The 20,207-nt window shown below is 66.3% G+C and carries 12 protein-coding genes; 5 read left to right on the top strand and 7 right to left on the bottom strand.

Features of this window, described 5'->3' with window-relative positions; genetic code table 11:
- Positions 1-52: 52 nt before the first annotated feature.
- Positions 53-796: a hypothetical protein gene (locus tag KF688_15075; GenBank protein ID MBX3426998.1), complete on the bottom strand. Its 744-nt coding sequence runs from the start codon at positions 794-796 to the stop codon at positions 53-55.
- A gap of 202 nt (positions 797-998) precedes the next feature.
- Here KF688_15075 and KF688_15070 point away from each other — a divergent pair, with 202 nt between their 5' ends.
- Together KF688_15070 and KF688_15065 are read left to right on the top strand one after the other, a co-directional pair.
- On the top strand, positions 999-1,577 hold the full coding sequence (locus KF688_15070) for a methylated-DNA--[protein]-cysteine S-methyltransferase (GenBank protein MBX3426997.1): 579 nt from the start codon (positions 999-1,001) through the stop codon (positions 1,575-1,577).
- A gap of 217 nt (positions 1,578-1,794) precedes the next feature.
- Complete coding sequence (locus KF688_15065) at positions 1,795-3,069, top strand: hypothetical protein (protein ID MBX3426996.1); 1,275 nt, start codon at positions 1,795-1,797, stop codon at positions 3,067-3,069.
- 79 nt (positions 3,070-3,148) lie between these two features.
- Here KF688_15065 and KF688_15060 read toward each other — a convergent pair whose 3' ends face one another.
- A complete protein-coding gene (locus KF688_15060; protein ID MBX3426995.1) occupies positions 3,149-4,090 on the bottom strand; it encodes a hypothetical protein in 942 nt (313 codons plus the stop codon).
- A 352-nt stretch (positions 4,091-4,442) separates the two neighbouring features.
- Here KF688_15060 and KF688_15055 point away from each other — a divergent pair, with 352 nt between their 5' ends.
- Together KF688_15055 and KF688_15050 are read left to right on the top strand one after the other, a co-directional pair.
- On the top strand, positions 4,443-5,648 hold the full coding sequence (locus tag KF688_15055) for a hypothetical protein (protein MBX3426994.1): 1,206 nt from the start codon (positions 4,443-4,445) through the stop codon (positions 5,646-5,648).
- Positions 5,649-6,034: 386 nt separating this feature from the next.
- The gene (locus tag KF688_15050) at positions 6,035-7,606 is read left to right on the top strand and encodes a PrsW family intramembrane metalloprotease (protein ID MBX3426993.1); all 1,572 of its coding nucleotides are present in this window, start codon (positions 6,035-6,037) and stop codon (positions 7,604-7,606) included.
- Positions 7,607-7,618: 12 nt separating this feature from the next.
- Here KF688_15050 and KF688_15045 read toward each other — a convergent pair whose 3' ends face one another.
- The 3 genes from KF688_15045 to KF688_15035 all read right to left on the bottom strand — a co-directional run bounded on the left by KF688_15045 (position 7,619) and on the right by KF688_15035 (position 11,363).
- Complete coding sequence (locus KF688_15045; protein MBX3426992.1) at positions 7,619-8,701, bottom strand: hypothetical protein; 1,083 nt, start codon at positions 8,699-8,701, stop codon at positions 7,619-7,621.
- A gap of 33 nt (positions 8,702-8,734) precedes the next feature.
- Positions 8,735-9,940 carry a hypothetical protein gene (locus tag KF688_15040; protein MBX3426991.1) on the bottom strand — a complete coding sequence of 402 codons (1,206 nt, stop codon included), beginning with the start codon at positions 9,938-9,940 and terminating at the stop codon, positions 8,735-8,737.
- 238 nt (positions 9,941-10,178) lie between these two features.
- Positions 10,179-11,363 (bottom strand): hypothetical protein, encoded by a 1,185-nt coding sequence (locus KF688_15035; protein MBX3426990.1) that lies wholly within the window; start codon positions 11,361-11,363, stop codon positions 10,179-10,181.
- 1,012 nt (positions 11,364-12,375) lie between these two features.
- Here KF688_15035 and KF688_15030 point away from each other — a divergent pair.
- Positions 12,376-16,677, top strand: a complete 4,302-nt coding sequence (locus KF688_15030) for a hypothetical protein (GenBank protein MBX3426989.1) — start codon at positions 12,376-12,378, stop codon at positions 16,675-16,677.
- 792 nt (positions 16,678-17,469) lie between these two features.
- Here KF688_15030 and KF688_15025 read toward each other — a convergent pair.
- Positions 17,470-19,584: an endo-1,4-beta-xylanase gene (locus tag KF688_15025; GenBank protein ID MBX3426988.1), complete on the bottom strand. Its 2,115-nt coding sequence runs from the start codon at positions 19,582-19,584 to the stop codon at positions 17,470-17,472.
- A 65-nt stretch (positions 19,585-19,649) separates the two neighbouring features.
- A complete protein-coding gene (locus tag KF688_15020) occupies positions 19,650-19,967 on the bottom strand; it encodes a hypothetical protein (GenBank protein ID MBX3426987.1) in 318 nt (105 codons plus the stop codon).
- Positions 19,968-20,207 lie beyond the last annotated feature (240 nt).

Below are 20,207 nucleotides of genomic sequence, written 5' to 3'. Positions count from 1 at the left end.
TTGCGGCGATTGAGAATCAACCCGTGACGACGAGGACACGCCGCCTCGAACCTCAATCCATCGAAATCGTCCGCGCCAGCGGCTCCAGCACGGCTTCAACGACGTAGTTGTCGACCACGTCCCGGCAGACTTTCCACAGGCGGTCGAGCGTGCTCAGAAACGTCTGATCGGCGGCAAGGCTGCCGTACTGCCGGGCGGTGACGTAGACGCTGAGCTGTTCTTCCTGGAACTCCCCCGTGCGGATCTGGTAGGCGTTCGTGCGGGCTTCCATGCTCACGCGGCACTGCACGCGGCATTCGTCGTCAAGGGCGAACGTAAACGACGGTTCGTGATTGATCACCGTAGCGCCCGGGGTCGACGCCAGCCGCTCGAACGCCGGGCATACCCCCAGGGCCTCGGTGATCAGGCTGTTGTGATTGCCGCGATAGGTGAAGTCGAACCCCATCAAGAGGTCGAGCGCTTCGCAGTCGAGCGGGCTGACCGAGAGCGCGTACGGCGCCAGTTCGAGCGCCAGCCGGTGCTGCTCGACGGCGTCTTCGATCCGAGGCGGATTGACCTGCCCCGAGCAAATCCGTCGCGGCTCGATCGAGCACCAGCGGTAATCGCCCCGATCTTTGTCCTCCTCGAGGATGAAGTCGTTCTTGTCACGAGAGTAGAAGTTCCGCATTTGCGGGTACTTCTTCTGAATCTGCTCGAAATAGTGGAGCACCGTCTCGCGACTGCCGGGGAGTTCCATCTCGGTGCTGAGATTCATGTTGAGATAGTGATCGTCAGCATGCGAGCTGTAGGGATTCATCGCGGCGGCGCCCTCACGCGGAGTTGTCACGGGGGACGCCGGCGGCGGCCCCAGCAGGAAGTATAGGGCCCCGGGGAAAAGCGTGTCAAAAGGGACGAATCCCCAGGGTCGAATACGCTCGTCGCCGCGCAACCGAAGTGGTACATTACCTAGCGGCGCTCGACCCCAATCCAACATCTCCAACAGTCGGAGCAACGGGACGATGGCGACGAACACCTCCGCGAATCAGGCAATCGAGATCGTCTCCGCGCCCAGCGAGTTGGGTTACATTGCCGTCGCTGTGCGCAACGGGCGACTCTGCGGGGTGAGTTTCGGCGAAGCCACAGCCGCGGCGGCTGAGCGCTGCGTGCGGCGATGCGCCGAGGAAATCACGTTCGCGCGCGGCGTCAGTCATCACGGGGCCGACGACGCCGACCCGGCGAAGATCGTCGGTCGCCTCGTCCGGTACGCATCGGGCGTCCAGGTCCCGTTGGACGATCTGCCGCTCGGTCTGGCGCCGATGACCGGGTTCCAGCGGCGCGTCGTCGCGGCCTGTCGGGCCATCCCTTACGGTCAGACGCGAACCTACGGCCAAGTGGCGGCCGCCGCCGGGAGCCCCGGCGCCGCGCGAGCCGTGGGGCAGGTCATGGCGTCGAATCGCGTGCCGCTTGTCGTTCCATGCCACCGCGTCGTCGCCGCGAGCGGCGGGCTCGGGGGATTTTCCGCCCCGCAGGGGACCGCCATGAAGCGCCGCCTGCTGGCCCTGGAATCGGCCGGCGCCGCCTCCTGCGCGGCGCAGTAGGGCGCGACCGAACCCCGCACTGCGAGGGACGGCGGAGGCCGCATCCCGCAAGTTCTTCCGTTTCTCCGGCCTCGATCCGTGGATTTGCCGCCAGGGAGTCCGCGGTTTTTTGTCTGGACGTTTCGCAATTGTCCGGAGCAATGATACCCTGGAGGTCTGGCGAGGCACGACCGAATCTGCGGTCCTGCTGTCGCTTCTCGGGTGGGAGCACGAAGCAATGCGGCGGCTGGCAACGCTTGGGCTGGTGATCTTGACGGCAACCTGCGGCGCGATGCCGACGCCGGCCCGTGCGCTGACGATCACGGTCGACTACACATACGATTCGTACTTCAGCACGAACCTGACGGCCCGCTACGCCCTGGAAGCGGCCGCCGCCGATTTGAGCGCCGCGGTCACCACCTCGCTGACGCCGTTGACGACCGACGTTTTTGTCGGCAATTCCGGCGCGACGACGGCCACGTTCGACGCCAGCGTCGGATTCAACATTCCCTCGACCGGCGTCGCGACGACTTGGGAAACGCTCCGCACGAACGCCGACGAGGTGAAGCTATTCGTCGGCTGGCGCCCATTGCCCGGCGTCACGGTCGGCGTCGGCGGCCCGGCGGGGGCCGGCGCGGCGATCGGCGTGTCAGGCAACCCCGCTCAGTTCGCCGCGGCGGTCGGCAATGCGGCCGCCAACACCCAAACGGCGCTCATGCGCGGGGGCGGCCCGCAGATCGGGACGTTCGACGGATACGTCGGCGACACTTACTTCTCGGTCAACTACGGCGTGTCGTACGGCGCGCTCGCCTTCGACAACGACACCAACAACGACAGCGCGATCGACTCGGCAGCTCAGTTGAACGCTTTCTGGCACTTCGATCACACGACCTCGGTCGTCGCGGGAAAGACCGATCTCTACTCGGTCGCGCTCCACGAAATGCTGCACGCCATCGGACTGGGAGGCTCCGCGTCGTGGGACGCCTACGTCTCCGGGACGACGTGGACGGGACCTCACGTGATTGCGCTGGTCGGCAGCGGCGTCGGACTGCTCGCCCCCGACGGCGATCACATCGCCTCGAGCACGATGAGCACCCGCATCTCCGACGGCGGCGTGCAGGAAGCGGTCATGGATCCCTCGCTCACCACAGGAACGCGCAAGTATCTCACGGCGCTCGACCTGGCCTTCTTGCGCGACATCGGCCACACGACGATCACGCCGACGATCCCCGGCGACTTCAACAACAACGGCGTCGTCAACGGCGCCGACCTGACCGTGTGGAAGACGTGGTTCGGGGTCAACGCCAACGCCGACGCCAACAACGACGGCAAGTCCGACGGCGCCGACTTCCTCATCTGGCAGCGGAACCGCTCGGCAGCCGCGACGGCGACGATCGCCGCCGTGCCGGAGCCGACCGGCGTGCTGCTCGTGCTGACCGCGGGCGTACTTGTCGCCGTCCGAGCCGCAGGGGCGGGCGCGATTCGTCCCGCGTCCGGGAGCCGCGAGCGCTAAACCTCCCGCGTTTGGCAGCTTGAGCATCCGTCTTTGGACGCCCGCGGCACGTGCTTGGAGTTGAGCTCCCCTGGGGCAGCTATTCGTTCTGGACCCGCGAGACCAACTTGCCCGGCAATTCCGGCGTTGCGCCGGGGCGGGCGGCGACGTAGGCCCCCATGGCGTTGCCGAGTTCCAGAGTTCGCCGCCAAGGCCAGCCCAGCAGCATGCCGACGACGATCCCCGCACTGCAGGCGTCCCCCGCGCCGACGCTATCCGCGCCCGGTTGCGGATCGAACGGGGCGCCTGGGAGCGAGATCGCCTCCTCGCCGGTCACGGCCATCGCCCCCGCGGCGCCGCGGGTGACGATCACCGCATCGAGCGCAAACGCCTCGAGCAACTCGCCGGCCGCTTCTTCCAACTCGGCTCGCGCCGGCAGCTCGAGGAGCTCCGCCGCGATCGGCAACTCCGACTCGTTGAGTTTCAGCACGGTCGCCGCGGTCAAGCTCGTCCGAACGGCCTGCTCGTCGTAGTGGGGCGCCCGCAGGTTCAAATCGCACAGCCGTACGGCGCCCTCGGCTGCGGCCAAGAAGGCGGCAATCGCGGCCCGGCTCGCCGGCGAGCGCTGGGCAAGCGTGCCGAAGCATACCGCATCGCAGTCCGCGGCCAGGTGCGCCCACGCGGCGTCAAACTCGCACCGGTCCCAGGCGGCGTCGCGGCGGATGTCGTACGACGGACTTCCCGCGGCGTCGATCGTCACCGCGACCACGCCAGTCGGGGCCTCTGCGTCGCGTTGCAGCCCGGCGAGCGACAGGCCGCGGCGGCGGAGCTCGTCGACCACGCGGTCTCCCAACTCGTCGGCGCCGATTCGGGTCGCCACAGCGGCCCCCCCGCCGACGCTCTCGAGCAGCCGCTGGGCATGCACGGCGAAGTTGAGCGGGGCCCCGCCCAAGAGCCGTCGATCCGGCGAAAAGCAATCGAACAACGATTCGCCCAGCCCGACGGCCAAGAGCGGGGCAGGGACTTTGGCGGACGGAGGCATCGGGGTCCTTGTCTCCGGGCAGGCACGTCGCAAACGGACCCATTATCGCCGACACGCGCTCGATCGCCTACCCGACAACCGCATTCGAAAGCACAACCTCGCCAGAGTGCGCACGAAGCCACGATTCCTGCCGCAGGGGACCGCCCCGCGCATCCCCGGGGGGGCTCAAGGCGTTGCCGCCATCCTGGCGATTTTTCGAGAACCGTCGTGCCGGTTAGGCAAACTGTGAGGCTGGCGCCGGGGCCGGGTGGGGCGGTGGAAGCGAATAATCCGATGACACCGGTGGTTCCGACTTTGCGGAACCGACCCGTACGTCCGCCCGATTCCCGCCTCCGACCCGCGAGCGAGACCCATGGCCCGCAATCACGCTCAGTTCCGCCGTTCGTTGACCCGTCTGGCCCTCGTCGCCGGCGCTGCGACGCTAGCGTTTTCGGCCGGGGAGGCCCTCGCCCAGCGCAAATCGGCCAGCGCGTTCGTCCCCGGATCCGGCAAACTCATCGATTACGTCAGCGACGATTTCGAGGACGAGTCGTGGACCTTCATTCACAACCATCCCAAGAGTTCGCGCGAGCAGGACCAAGCCGTCCGCTATCCGCGGGGCGAATCGTCCAACGGCCGCTGGGTCGAAGGACCCGAGCGCGGTCAGCCCGACCAAGTCGAGTTGATCCCCACTCCTCGGGGCGGTCTCGCCGGCAGCCGGCAGGCGCTGTTGCTGCGGACTCTCAATTCGGGGGTCCCGGGGTACAACTCGAACGACGTCCAACAGGACGATCTCGTGGCCAACGTGATTCCGCGGCTGGGGACGGGCATCCCCGTGGGCGAACGGCCCAGCTTCACGCTGCGGGTCTACTTGCCGCCTTACGAACAATGGGAAAACCGCTCGGGACCGCACTTCGGCATCCGCGCCAGCACGTCGACCAACGTCACCGAGAAGAAGGGGGGCTTCTTCTCGACGACCACCACGACCAACGAGCCGTACTGGCCTGGGATGTGGATCCATCATCGCACCGGCGGCACGAAGACCGTCAACGGGAAGAAGCAGGACGCCAGCCCGTCGGCCTACATCGCCATCCGCGCCAACAGCCGTGGGCAAGACTACCGCGCCATGGACATCAACCAACTTGGCTGGTGGACGTTCGGCATGTCGTTCTCGCCGGACGGGATGGTTCACTACTACGCCCGCCCCGGCGTCGAAGATCTCACGGCGGCCGATCATATTGCCTCGGAAACGCCGTATAGCTACGCGGCTAAGTCGTTCCGCACCTACTTCGTCAACGTCTGCAACCACAACAACGGCCGCAGTTGGTCGACGCCGTTCGTCATCGACGACCCGAAGGTGTACGTCGTCAACTCGCAACGCGTCGAAAACATCGTCGCCCGAAAGGTGCAAATGGACGAACGTCGCGCCGCATCCCAAGCCGAGGCGGCCCGCCGTCGGGCAGAGGCACAGGCCAAATCCGAGGAGCGTCGCCTGCAGCAGCAGACCCAACAGCAATCGCAACGGACCTCCGGCCAGCAACCGGGACGAACCGCCTCGCGACAACGGTCGTCGCGGTAATGCGGCGACGCCGATTGGCGTCCCAAGCAATCGCGGATGACACGGATTTCTTGGAATTCGCCCCCCTCCGCAAGGGGCTGTTGGCGCTCGGATTTCGGCTATGCGCCGGAGGCAAATGACTCGGCTGTTCGCAGGCGACTGACAGCCCGTCTGGTCAGGGGCTCAGCGTTCGCGCAAGGGTCAATCGTCGCTGATCAATTCGTCGAGCCCGCACCAGACCTCGTGGGAAGCCCCTAACTCGGGCGGTCCTGCGAGGTCTTTTTTTGCTCACACAGCGAAAACCTGTTTGCGAGCATTCGGGGGAGCGCGTATCGTACAAGCTAAGCGACCGAACGGGTTCGGCGCACTCGCATCGGCATATTGCCGGGACAACAATGCCGATCGCCGTGGTCTGCCCTGGATGCCAGAAACCGCTGCGGGCGCCGGAGGCGCTCGCCGGCAAGCGGGTGAAGTGCCCGGCGTGCGGCACAGCGACGACCGTGCCGGCGGCCGCGAGTTCTCCCTCGTCGCCCGGAGGCTCTGCCGGCGCTTCGAACGCAAACGCTCCGGCCGCGGCGAAATCGGCATCCTCGTCGGGCGGGACGATTGCCGCGACCTGCCCCCATTGCGCTCGCGGGCTCAAGGTCCCGGCGGCGTTCGCGGGACAGCAGATCCCTTGCCCGGCGTGCAAGACGCCGTTTCGCGTCGCGCCCCTCCCGTCGCATGCGACGCCTTCGCAACCCTCGTCAGAGTCCGGCGTCGCCCTCGGAGTCCTGGGCGATCCGCTCTCGGAATTGGCGCTCAGCCTGTCGGGGACGACCGCCCCGGCCCGGGACATCTGGGACGAACTCGATCAGCCGGTCGAGCACGGCGGGCGCAGGCCGGGTCCGGGGTCGCCGACGCCGCGGCGCACTCCCGCGGTTGCCAATTCGCCCGCGCCGGCGCGGGCGCTCGGTCGCCGTTCGCGTCGACCGCGGTTCCTGTACGTCGCGTTCGTGCTGACGCTCGTTCCGCTGGCCGTGCAAATGACGACCTCGCGCGAAGACGTCCCGCGACGACTCGCCCAAATGATCGAGAACGATCCGGCGTTTGCCGCAAAGTACGCCGAACTTGCCGCTCAGTCCGGAGAGAACTTCGACGAGGACGCGCTGTTCCGCGCGATGCCCGGAGGTCGGATCTTGGGCGCCCATCTGGCTCACGATACGTGGGTCCATTGGATCTACGCCCTGGCGGCCGCGGCGCTGTTCATCGTGGCGATCATGACGCTGTTCGACCCCGGCGGCGCGTCGCTCGGGAAACTGCTGGCGGCGCTGGCGATCACCGCGTCGGTCGGCATCGCGATCCTGCTGCTGTTCCAATTCATGGCCGCGTTCTCGCAAGGGGTCTGGGTTCGCGGACGCGGGTTGTTGGTGCTGCTGTTCTACATCGTGAAGTTCATCGGCTTCTCGTACGAATCTGCGCTCGATCCGAGAAACGGATTTGCCCTCAGCTTCCTCGGCTTCACGTTCGGCGTCGGCTTGTGCGAGGAGCTGACGAAGCTGATCCCCGCCGTCGGGCTCATGAAATCGGGTCGGGGGGACTGGCGCGGCGCTTGCGCACTGGGCCTCGCCAGCGGAGCGGGCTTCGGCGTCGCCGAGGGGATCATGTACTCGGCCAGCTACTACAACGGCGCGTGGGGCGGCGACGTGTATCTCACTCGGTTCGTCTCGTGCGTGGGCCTGCACGCCGTCTGGGCCGCCTCGGCCGCCGTGCTGGCGGCCCCGATTAGGGACAAGTCGATCGACGGCTCGGACATGATCGTCGCGGCGCTCAAGGCGATCGCCGTTCCGGCGGTGCTGCACGGGCTGTACGACACGCTTCTCAAACGCGACATGGAACTGTGGGCGCTCGTCGTCGCTGCGGCGAGCTTCGCCTGGCTGATCGCAGTAGCGGAACGGACGCGGAGCGCTGAGGGACGCCTGGAACCGTCCGTCGCCTGAACGTGCACGACGTCAATACTTCAGCCCCACCCTGGCAAACAGCGTGTCGTCGAGCGCGACGTCGGGCGCCGGGGCGTTGAATTCCAACTCGCGGGCGAATACGTACCCGAATTCAAACTGCCGGCTGAGTCCGCCGATCAGCTTGCGTTCGTAGCCCGCAAGCACCCGCAAGTCGCGGTAGTTGAGAAAGTCGAGCGTCCCCGTCGACGGGCGCGTGATCGACCACGCGCCGCCGCCGAGCTCGCCGCCGAGGTAGACCCACCGCTCGTCTTCCAGCACGCTGCCGGCCAGTCGCCAAGCGATCTTCGGACGAGGAAAAATCAGGTCGAGCCGGAAGTCGTCGTGCGGCGCGTAGATCACCCCGGCGGCCGGCAGCACCGACGCCCCGGCGCGATTCAGATAGACGACCCCCAGCACCCACTTCGCCGCCGGGGACGACTCGTACACGGCGAACGCGCGGCCCGTGACGCGGGTCGCCTTGCCGTCGGACTGCTCGAAATCGCTGTAGTAGCCGACCGTCACGCCGGCGTTCATCGCCCACGGACCGTCGCCGAATTTGCGAAGGTGCGTGAAATCGACCGACGCCTCGTACACCTGCTCGGGCAGATCGAGCGCCGCGGCGTTCTCCAGCAGATGCACGCCAAAGTTGGGCGTCACCAACAACGGCGTGTCGGGCCGGAGCAGCGGAAAGCCCAGGACCAATCCGGTCTCAAGGTCGCCGAACCCCAGCGCGTCGGGTTCGCTGCTCAGCGCGGGCAACCATGCCGCGTTGAAGTAAATCTTCTGGAAGACTCCGTTGCGCGTCCCCGGGGGGAGCCCCGACGGCGTCGGCGGGGGAACCGCGGCGGCGACGTCTTCGCCTTGCGGCACCGTTCGCGTCACCAACCCCGCGACGCGCACCGACTCGTCCGGCGGCAGCGGCAGCTCGTCCAGAAACACCGGGGCGACCGCGGCGGACGCGATCGGCCACACGCTGGGGAGGGGGCTGATCGGCTGCCCCCACGCGTCGGTTTGCGGCCCGCCCGCCTGCTGCGCGCCGGCCCGGACGGCGAGGCTCGCCGCGAGCAACAGCGCGAAGACATGGCGAACGTGCATGGCGACCCGTCGGTTGTGCGGCGTTCGGGCTGGTCAAAAATCGAAACCGACCCGCACCATCACCGTATCGTCGAGCGTCAGAAACGGCGGAGTGAGCGATCGGGCGTACACCAGCTCGCGGTGGAAGACGTAACCCGCTTCGACGTAGCCGCGGGCCTGCGTTTGCGTCTCCCACTCCAACCCGCCGATGACGCGGATGTCGTTGTAATCGAAATCGTCGGGGCTGCCGTCGTCCCGTTCAATGGTCCAGCGCCCGCCGCCGTATTCGCCGGCGACGTACCACCACCATTGGCTCGAGCTGATGTTGACCATCCGCTTGCGAATCCGCGGATTGGGGAACACGAGATACATGTCCCATTCCTGGTTGGGACGCCAGTGAACGCCTCCCGCGGGAAACAACTTGATCACGTTGCGATCCAGATACCAGACCCCCGCCAGCACGTCCATCCGCGGCGACAGCGAGAAGACCCCGAGCGCGCGGCCGAGGATGCGGATCGAATCGGAGTTCACCTCCTTGAAGTCGGTCCACACGCCGGTCCGCAGGCCCAGGTCGGCCGACAGACGCTCGCCGAACCGGGGCGCCCACGAGGCGTCGAGATAGGCGTCGTACACCCGCGGGGGAAGATCGGCGACCGGGTCCGAGGGACCGGCCAGCCAATTGAACGCGAACCCCGGGGTGATCAGCAGCGGGGTGTCGGGGTTGTAGAACAACGGCACGCCGAAGGTGGCGGTCAGCTCGGTGCGATTGATTTCGAGTTCCCCCGCCGAAGCAGGCTCGCCGGCCAGCCAGGTGTGCTCCACGCTGATCTCCTGCAGGAACCGCTGCAGCCGCGCGGTCGTCCCGTCGGGATTCTGATAGACGTACTGCCCCGGTTCCCAACCGACGCCGCTGGACCAAGGGGAGGCGGCCGGGGTCGCGGGGGCCAAGCCGGGTTGCGTCGCGTACGGCGTCACCGACGGGGGGGCCGCAAACGGCGAGGCGTATTGGCCAGGAGCGGCGCCAGAGGGAGCGCCGTAAGGCGCCATGTCGATCGGGGGGGGAATCGTCCCGGGGGCGGCGTAGGGGTCGAACATCGGCAGCGACGGCGCCGGGGTCGTCGGATAGGCCGTCGCGGGAACTGCGCCGGGCACGGGCGAGGGAAACTCGACCCGTTGGGCGACGCAGCGCATCGTCAGCAGCGACGCCAGGGCGACGAGCGCCGACCAACCGGCTCGACGATGCGGGAAGAGGCTCGACACGGCGCTCGCCGGGGAGGCGGACTAAGGGGGCGCAGCAACTTGCGATCCGTCCGCAAGTCGGAGACTGACGCGCGTGGCAAGGGAAATACCAACCGCTGGCGCGGGGGTCAACGCCGAACGGCCCGCGGCGCCGTCGCCGGGGCCCACAGATAGTGGCTCCCCGGCGCCCCCACACCATCCGTGCGGCGCAGGCGCCGGCGGCGCCGGCGCCTGGGGCAGACGGCTCGCAACGGCGGGCTTACGACTCGCCCTCGATCCGGGGCCGCGGCGGGGCAGGGTGAGCGGCATCGGTGCGGCGACGCGACGTCCGGCCCGGCGCCCGCTGGACGCGCCGCTGCCCCCGGCTGCGCAGGGCGACCACGCACACCTCCTGCCGATTGAACGCCAATTGCCGCACCCGCACGTCGCGGTAGCCCCACGCTTGGATCCGCCCCAGGTACGTCGGCAGCTCCTCGACGAGCTGCCACTCGGGCAGTTTGAGCGTCAGAATCATCCCCCGGACGATCATGCCGGGATGCGTGACGACCGACTCGACCGCGTCGAGCGTGTAGGCCGGCGCCACGTTCATGTCGGCGGCCAACCAGCGGGCCTTCTTCAGCAGGCTGCGCGGCGTTTCGCTGACCCGCCGGCGGATGTGCGTGAACCGCGGATGCTCGACCAGCGCGGAAGCGATTTCGGCCGGATCGACGCCGATCACGTCCAACCCGGCGTCAAGCAGCGCCTGCGAGGCGCCGCCGGGGGCGCAGCCCAGTTCGACCACCTGCTCGCCCCGCGACGCGGGCAGAGCCGACCACCACAGCGCTTCGCTCATTTTGAGGTAGGCCCGCGAGACGGCGTGCGGGGGCGCTTCGATCGGGGGAACGCCTCCGGGCCAGCAGGCGGCGCGACTGCCCGAAAAGTGCACGCCCACTTGCCAGCGATCAGGATCCACCACGATCACGTCGAGCACCCAGCGGTTGCGCGGCGAGGTCCGCGTCGGCGCGTCGGGCCGGGCGAGCGCCCCGGGGGGCGCCACGGCCCGCAGCGCGACGTCGGCCGCCTCGGACCACTCGGTCGGGCCGGGCTCGAAGTCGTGCTCGCCCGGCTCGGCGCGGTCGCGCTGCCAGACGTGGAGTTCGACGGCCTGATGATTCGCCGCAAACTCGGCGACCGCCGGGGCAGCCCAAACTTGACTCGCCAAGTCCTCGGCACTACTGCCGGCGACAGTGCCCAACGACACCCCCGCCGTCCGGGCAAAGGGCGAGGCGAGTTGGAAATGTTCGGGCCGGTCGATCGGTTTGTCGACCTTGAAGGTGACGAACCCGGGGCGCGAGAACGCCGGGCGCCACGCGGGGTGGAGTCGGGCGACGTCGGCCTTGAGCACCCCTTCCGCCCCGTGCTGACACGCGGCAAACACAAACGACGCCGGGTCGGAGGGGGACATCGAACGGGGCCGCATCTTGGGCAGGAGGGGAGGACAGGCAGGACCCCCCAGGATAGTCGCCCGGCCATCGGCACGCCAGCAAGCGCCGGGGGCGGTGATCGTGATGCCATTTGCGCCTTTGGAAGGGCGGCTGGGGTCGCAGCGCAGCGGAGCCCCCAGGGGATCCAAATTCATGGGCGGCGGGGGGGCGGAGAACGTGTTGTCATTGTGCCGGCGAGCAAAACTCAATCACTCTCTCGTGCAAAACTCCGGGCTGCGGGGCGGGGAAGATAACGCCGTACGTGTTGGGGGCCAACGTGTTGCGCGCCGGGACGCCGATCGCGGGCTGACTGGTTTTGCCAGCAAAACTCGCGGCGGGCGAGCAAAACTCGCGACCCGTCGCGGCTCGCGACCGCGGGCGCGATTGCGTCGCAAGCGCGCGGCTGGCAGCATCTGTTCTACGCGATGCGGCGGCCCATTTTCTACCAGAATCCCGCGGGGAATTGAGCGGACGATTCCGGCCTTGTCGCGGCCCCCCAGGGTAGTACCGGTTGTCCCCAAGGGTGTGCGCAAGCAAGAAGCATTTCTCCCACCATCGCCCCAAACTGGAGCGCCGCGCGACAGTGGGATGCCTCTTGCGGCTGCGCCACCCAGGTTGGGGACAACCTGGGCTACCCATCTGCGCTTGCCGTCGCATAGTCTCGCACTAACGCGGCTTCCTGACGGGGGCTATTTCAGAACAGTGAGTCCGCGAACAACGAGCCTCCGGCGCCAGGACACTGGCTGAGTTTTGCGGGACAGACGGCGTGGAGACCGCAGGCCTTTACGTCCGAAACAGGGCCTTTCTCGACGCCTCGACTTCCGGCGAGCCATAGCGTTGCTATTCGTCATGGTGGAAACTATTCTACAGCAGCGTCCTGAGCGCGAGGTCGCTGGCATCGTGACGAGTCGCGCCAAGTCTCTTCACATCTCTTCACAGAGATGCAAGCCGGGAATGGCTATGCTCCACAGGCACCAACGATTGCTAGGCGACTTGGTTGTTGCCATGGCGGCGATCGGCTGGCCTCAGTTCGCCTCAAGCCAGACGACGAGCACTTGGACGGGAGCCGGTGCGACGAGCGACTGGTTCATGCCCGCCAACTGGTCGACTGCTGTTCCTGACGCCGCCGGAGACAAGGCGATCATCTCTGGAAATCCGCCTCGGCACCCGGAAGCGGGCAATGGGAGCGTTGTCCGATTGGGAGAGCTGGAACTCGTCGGCATTGGCTCTCTGGAGGTTGCGGGAGCTGGGACGCTGTTGTTCGAGGAACCCGGGGACGCTCTGGCGAGGCTTCGTGGCGTTAGCATCGGAAGCCGTGCCGTCTCGTTTACGGTTTCACCGGCGGTGAACATTGCTGCCGGAGAAACGCTGGAAGTCGACGTGGGGACCAGTGCGACGTTGACGCTAGCGCGAGGCTTCACTTCGGCGGCTGGCGACGTTCAGAAGACGGGTCAGGGAATGCTGATTCTTAATAGCGGCAGTCCAAGTTGGGACGGCAGCCTTGCTGTCGACCAGGGCAGCGTGCTAGTGAACTCGTCCAACGCCTTGGGAACTGCCGCGGCAGGGACGACTGTCAACGGGGGGACGTTGATCCTTAACTCCTCCACGAGCGAATCGATTCTGCTGCGGTCGGGCTCGATTGACTCATACAGCAGTGACCGCATCTCGCCCAGTTTCTCTTTGAGCGGCCCGCTCGTCGTCGGGACCAACAACACGGCGTCGTTGCGTGGACGGCTTCAACTCACGGGAGGAGTGACAGGACCTGGCGACCTGGGGATTGCCTCAGCCGGTCGTTCCGCGGACGTCATCGCAAACGGCCCTTTGAACCAGGCTGGAGCCTTGAGGGTTCTTGGCAGCAGCCAGTACCCCGCATCAGTCTCCCTGTTCGCCGACAATGGTTACCAAGGGCCGACGGAAATCGAATATGCGACGGCGATTGTTCACACCGCCATGGGATTGGGGAGCTCCGCTGCGCCCACCGCGATTTCCAACGGGACGCTTCGTCTGCATGCCGAGTCGCCGGAATCGGTCACGGCTCGCAACAGCACGATCGAGCTGTGGAGCGCAGAAACGACGACGGATCAGATGACGCCCGGCGGCGTCATCACGCTGGACAACAGCACGCTGACGAATTACGCCCAGTTCCGCTTTGCCGCTGAGTATTCGATTGCCCAGCCGCTGCAGTTGACCGGAAGCGTCAATTCGATCAAGACGTCGCGCGGGGCGATTACCTTGTCAGGCGGCGCTGCAGGCAGCGGCAAGCTGATTCTGAATCCCGGGCAATTCCCGATCAATATCGTCAAGACGATAGATGCCGGCATCAATCTCGAACTGCAAGGCGGAGCCACGCGATTTCTCGTCCCGATGGCTTACGAGGGAGACATCGAAATAAGAAGCAACGGCCATTTCATCGTCGAAACCGATCAGCGCGTCCGGAGCATTCGCTCCGGCGGAGGCGTACCCGCTGAGCCAATCAACATTCAGGTGGCGCCGGGCGCAACGCTCGTAGCCGAGAGGATTGATATTCAGTCCGGATTGGTGCAGGGAAATGTTCAGACGCCGAACGGGTTGCGGTTCAGTGGATTCGTCCAGGGACGGGTCATCAGCCACGTGGACTCGGGGATCCCGATCCAAGTTCTTGCAGGCGAGTTGACGATCAACGACTCAGTCGCGGGGCGTAACGCCACCAACGGCCAAATCACGCTTGGCCGTTCCCGCGGAGCGTCACTGATGGTGCAACCTGGGTCGACGACGGAAGCAGACCTCCATCTGAACAACGGATCGGGCTTTGCGAACGGCGGCGCGCTCCTTGTTGTTCCCGCGGCGAACAGCGTCTCGAACGAGGCGGTGCTCAAAGGAGCCTTGGAACTGGGCGATCACGGAGCCTATATCGGCGGAAACGGGGCAATACGTCTGGAGGGGCGCCTTCGCGGAGGCGATCTCACGATTGGTCGGCAGCCCGTCTTCCCGGCAGTGTCCTTGGGACTGGTATCCTCGCGGCCCGTTTTGAAGCTCGTGGGCTATCCGGCCGAGCACGTTGGCGCCACGCGCGTGTACGGCGGCGAATTGGTCGTCGCCGAAGCGGGGCGACTTCCGGAGGGCGGGCGCCTCGACATCTTCAATACTGGCGCGGCCTATATCGATCTCGCGAGGTCAGACGGTCCGCTTGCGGATCGCATTCCAGACGACGTCTCGGTGCGAATGCATGGCGGAATCTTAAGCGTTTGGCCGTCAGTAGCGCCGAGCACCTCGCGCGAGCACATCAGCCGCGTCGAACTGGTACGTGGGCTGTCCGTCGTTCAGGGGCTGAAATACCTTGGAGGCCAGCAAAGTCAGGGCGATCTGGTGGTCGACGAAATCGTCCGCCAGCCGGGAGCCGTCATGAGCGTCGCTGCCGAGATCAACCGCGCCAGTTCTCCGTTCAATAGCTCGGCATCGAGCTCGATGTTCCAGTCGCTCGTGTTAATGAACTCGCCGGGCTCGGTTAACGGCATCCTCCCAGCGTGGATTCACGCCGGGGGGTTCGCCCAGATTAGCGCCGAAGGGCGCGTCAGCGATTATACCGGACCCTATGTTCCGCTTGAGCAGGCGACGGAGACCCACATCGCCAGCGCCCCGCCTAGTCAGGGGGCAGGCGTCCTGAGCGGAGATCGTACCGTCTATGGTCTGGTGGGTGGAGCTGGAACCGGCATGTTTCATCTGGGCGGCCATACCATGACCATCGATGGCGGCGGCCTCTTGGCGGCAAAGATCGACGACGGCGTCGTCCAGCCGGGAAAATTCGCCGACGGCGAGCTTGTCGTGTTCGGCAGCTTCGAAGGCGAGATTAACGCCGGCATCGTCGACAACGGACGCCCGACCTCCGTGACCTACGCAGCGAGCACGAAGGTCGGCGGAAACAATACATATACCGGGAAGACATATATCGCCGGCTCGCGAACTGACGTCACCGTCACGAACGTTGCGGCGCTGCCTGTCGGCGGGGACATCGAAATTAGCGGCGGCGAGCTGATCCTTAGAGACCCGTCGCCCGATGCACGTTATTCTCTCGGAAATGTCGCGGTGAGGGACAACGGCTCGTTGGCTCTCTCTTGCTGCGGTCTCAACCCGAGCGCAACCGTCGAAAGCCTTCTGCTAGAGTCGGGGCTTGTCGAACTTCCGTTGACCGGCAATAGCCCAATTACGAAACGGACCGACGGAATCGTACAGTTTGGCGGCGTCTCGAATCCAGACTATTCGGGCGACGTCCATATTGAGGAAGGTTCCCTCCACCTTTACGCAACTTCCGGTCGAGGCGGCTATCTCGCACTGGGGTCTGCAACAGTTGCCATCGACCCTGAGGGGACGCTCGTATTGGATCGAATTACTCCGCCGGTGCAGAGCGCCGCGCCGACGCCCACGGTGATGCTCAGAGGAGGCATGCTGGCGGGGAGGCAAGGAAATGCCCAAGCGACCACAAATCTCAAAGGCGATCTCTTCGTTAGCGGGGACTCGACGCTTTCTTTGCTCGACGGCTTGTCGACTCGTCCGCTCGCGGCCGATTTTTCGCTCGACGGATCGATTCGACTTGCAGCGGGAGCGTCGCTGACCCTCCTGGGCACAGGGGGCAATAGCGGAGTTCTCAAGACACAGGGTTTTGACTTCGAGCCAGGTTCCGTCCTGGCGGGAACGGGATTGCTTTCCGGCAATATCGTTTTTGGGGAAGACGCGACCATTGCGCCAGGCCTGTTGGATTCCCAGCAGCCGATCGGCATGCTCGGTTCCGCCACTGGCGCAATCATGGAGCTGCGCGGCGGGGGCCGATATCGGTGGGAGATCAACCACGCCGATGGCGTTGCCGGCGGCGCGTTCGGCCTCGGCGGTGATTTGCTGCTCGTCGGCGATCGCATGGTTGTGAACGCGACGCCGGAGAATCCCTTTGTCTTCGAGCCTGTTCCCTTGAATTCTTCCGGAGTCCTCGGTCACGTCGACGAGTTGCAGCTCAACCATCATTACCGTTGGATGATCGTCGGAAACCGGCAACTCAATTCGTTTATCGCCAAGATCGAAGGTTTCGATCCACGATCGTTCGAAATCGACCTCTCGTCTTGGAAGCGAGTTTATGCAGATACTCGCGCCGATCGCTTTTGGCTTGATCAAGACGAATACGGCATTTACCTCAATGCCATACATGTACCTGAGCCGGCGTCGGTCGCGCTTCTACAACTGATCATCGTCATCGGTATTGCAGCATCGCTGACACGACGCCGAACCGCGGCGGCGATAGCCCGGCAGGCTCGTTACAAAGCCGGGTAGCACCGGTTGTTCTCAAAGGGAGTGCGTAAGCAAGAAGCATTCCTCCCACCGTGGCTCCCAACTGGAGCGCTGCGCCCGAAGAAACGCCTCCCGCGCGCAGGCAGCCCCGGCCTCCGGCCGGGGGTCGCGCACCGAAGGCGCAACGCTTGCCCCAATGGAGATCTACCCCCCGGCAGAGCCGGGGGCTGATGGCGCCATTGGCAATGTCGCGCGTCGCCCCCACCTGGAGTGCCGCGTCGCAACGGAATGCTTCTTGCGGCTGCGCCGTGCGAGGTTGGGGACGACCTGGGCTACCCGTTTGCGCTGCGGCTGAACTTCGGGACCCTTCCCAGGCCCCGTGCGGGGCCGATTTCCTGCCGCCCCTGCCGGATCTAAAGGCGGGGCGCAGGGGGCTGTGGGCGAGGATGAAGCGGCGTTCGCCGGCTGTGGCGAATTGGACCGTCGCCCGGCGGTTCTTGCCGCTTCCCGAGAGGGCGGTGATTTTGCCCGGGCCGTGTTCGGGGTGGAGCACCGTCATCCCCTGGGCGAAGTCCTCGGGCGAGCAGCGCGGGGGGGCGGACTCCGCGGCGCCGGCGAGCCGGGCGGCCGTGGTCACCTGGGCGGCGGCGACGCGCAACCCGGTTCGTGCCACCGAATCCGCCGCAGCCGAATCCGTCCGTCGGCTGTCAGCACGATCCAGCACGCAACGCTGTTCATCCCAAGATCCTCCAGGGAAAAGCGACAGCCCCCCGGATTGTGCCACTTGCCTGGCAAGCGCTCGAGATCGTCGTCCGACACGATCTTCGCCGAAGTTCAAGAGCCGCTCGACCGCCGAGGTCTTCGCCGCATCAGCGTCGCGAGGGCCAGCAGGAGCCAGCCGGCGGGTTCGGGGACGGCTGCGGCGGCAGCGGGGCCTAGCGACGGGGACAGTTGCAGGCCGAGTTGCCGCTGCCAGGCGAGCAGGGCGTTCCCGTCGACGTCGCCGAGTCCGAACCCGTCCTGCCAGACGGCCAAGTCGGCGTCATCGACCCGTCCGTCGCCGTTGAAGTCGGCCGACAGGGCCGTGACGAGGGCGTGGTCGGTCTGGCCTTTGTCGAGCGTGAGTGCGTAGCGCCGACCGTCGACGGTAATCTCGTAGTCGCCGTAGAAGCCGGTGAAGTCGATCGTCCCGTCGGGGCCGACCGGGAGGGAGAGACTGGTCGTCCAGCCGTTGGCGGGGTCGCCGTCCCAATCCTGGATGCCGAGCATGTCCTGGTACATCTTGCCGATGTCGGTGAGCGACCAGTCGGCGTTGGCGAGGATCGAGGCGCCCTGAGCCGCTTGGCTGTTGCCTCCGGCCCAGAAGCCCCAGTACATGAAGGTGGTCATGTCGGGATGGCCGAAGGACATGCGCATGACCTGATTGACGAACTGCCTGGCAAGTTCGGGATCCTCGACGGAATCGGAGACGCCGAATTCGGTGATCGACATCGGCAGGCCCAGGACGCTGAGGTTCTGCATCGACTGCATGGCGCGGACGGGCTGGAAGGCGCCGCCGCCTGTGCCGAGGTAGACCTGGATGCCGATGCCGCCGACGGGGGCGGTGTGCGGATCGCCGTCGGCGTATTGGATGTCCTCGATGTGCTGGCGGTACCAGTTGGCGTACTGGTCGTTCCAGTTGAAGACGTTGTACTCGTTGACGTACATCTTGGCTTGGGAGCCGGCGTTGGCGGCCGCCTGGGCGGCCTCGGCGTAGATGTCGGCGACGCCCGCAGCCCCGTAGCGGTTCCAGTAATTGGCGTCCGTGGAGGCGTTGACGCCGGTGTGCCGGCTTTCGTTGTAGATGTCGACCTCGTCGTACCGCAACGAGAGCTCGGGAAAGCCGCCGGGGCCGTCGCCGACGTAGTAGCCGATGCGGTTGCTGATCGCGTCGCGGAGGGCGTCGAGGTTCGATTTGCCGGTGAGCGGGTCGATCGCTTCAGGGTTGTTGAGCATATTGCGGACCCAACTCGGCTGCTCGGCGCCGTCGGAGTTGGCCCAGATCAGGTTGTGCAGGCGGGCCCGCATGTTGTTGGCCTCGGCGAAGTTGAGCATCGTGTTGAGGTAGCCGTTGCCGGTGACGCTGGTGACGACGTTGCGCGTCGATTCGTTGTTGTTCCACTTGCCGGCCCGCGAGGGGACGATCATGTTGAAGTGCGTCTTGAAGAAGTCGGTGTACTGGGCGTTGTTGAAGAGGGCCGTACTCGTGCCGTGGGCGTTGGCGCCCCAGTTGAACGCGTGCCGCTTGAGCTGGACGTCGACGGTCGAACCCGGCTCGGCGCCGACCAGGGCGAGCCGGGCGTCGCCGCGGCGACCGTACTGGATGTACGTGTCCGAGGCGGCCAGGGCGTTGGACACGTCGTTGACGTTGGAGACCGTCGCGCCGGTGACGCTCAGGCTCCGCACGGTGAGACTCCGCGAGCTGGCGGACGCCGAGGCGCCGACGAAATCGTTCGGATACTCGGTGCGCACAAAGTGCGTGCCGGCCGGCAGCGAGAACGTGTGCACGTAGGGGTTGAGCGTGCCGCCGACGTCGAAGCCGGCCCGCCAGTCGCCGACGACGACGTTCATCTTCGGCGCGGGGCCGCCGCCCGCCTGGCCCGAGGCCTGCACGCTGATGGTCACGTCGCCGGGCTCGGCCAGCGTGACGTACGTCCCGACGAAACCGTTCTGGTCGAGATTCCAGCTCAGACCGCTGGAGGCGCCGTTGGAGCGCATGGCAAGCGTGTTGCCGTTGACGGTCGTCGTTTGGGCGACGGCGGAGAGTTCGGCCCCGAGCGGCCCGAGAGCAACCGCCGCGGCGAGCATGGCGCGGAGCGTCGCCAGCGTCGTGCGGGATTTCGAAAACCGCGGCGTGCGAATCCGACGATAGAGCGTCCCCATTCCGCCTCTTGCCGTGCGATGCGCCATCGTCATTCTTCTCCCGTTCCGAGTCCCCCTTCACGGTAACCGATCGGTCGCGAGCGGCGCATCTGTTATTGCGAAAACAAATGTGACAATTGCGGCGCGTCCGTGGGCGCGGGCCGTCTTCCCCGCAGCGGCTGGCTGAAGGCCAAGCTGCAGTGGCGGGCGAGCGAGCCCGGGGATTTCGCCACAGTGGCACGGAGTGCACGGGGCGGCAATGAGCTGCGGATCGCCTCGGGGCGGGCGCGGCGCCAGGCGCCGGGGCGGCGCGATTCGCAATCGGTCTCGCCGGCCAGCAGGCGGTCGAGGATGTTGTGGAAACCGGCCCAGACGTCGAGGTTGTTGCGAACGGCGCTGGCGAGGAGCGTGAAGAAGTCGGCGGTCCGCACGTCGGCGATGCGGCGGCCTATCGCCCCGCGGGGCGCAAGGGGCTGTGGGCGAGGATGAAACGGCGTTCGCCGGCTTTGGCGCCCCGCGATACGCCGCTGACTGCCCATCGCCATGAGCTGCGCCAGCGTTCACGGCCTGGGCAGGTTTACGGGCCTTTCAGATCGCTCAGGGCGGTTCGACATGGGCGCGCAACAACTCTTGCGTCTCGCGCCTTTGCCGCGTGCCAAAAAGCATCGATA

Source organism: Pirellulales bacterium (assembly GCA_019636345.1).
GTDB lineage: Bacteria > Planctomycetota > Planctomycetia > Pirellulales > Lacipirellulaceae.
This window is presented reverse-complemented; position numbering and strand designations above follow the sequence as displayed.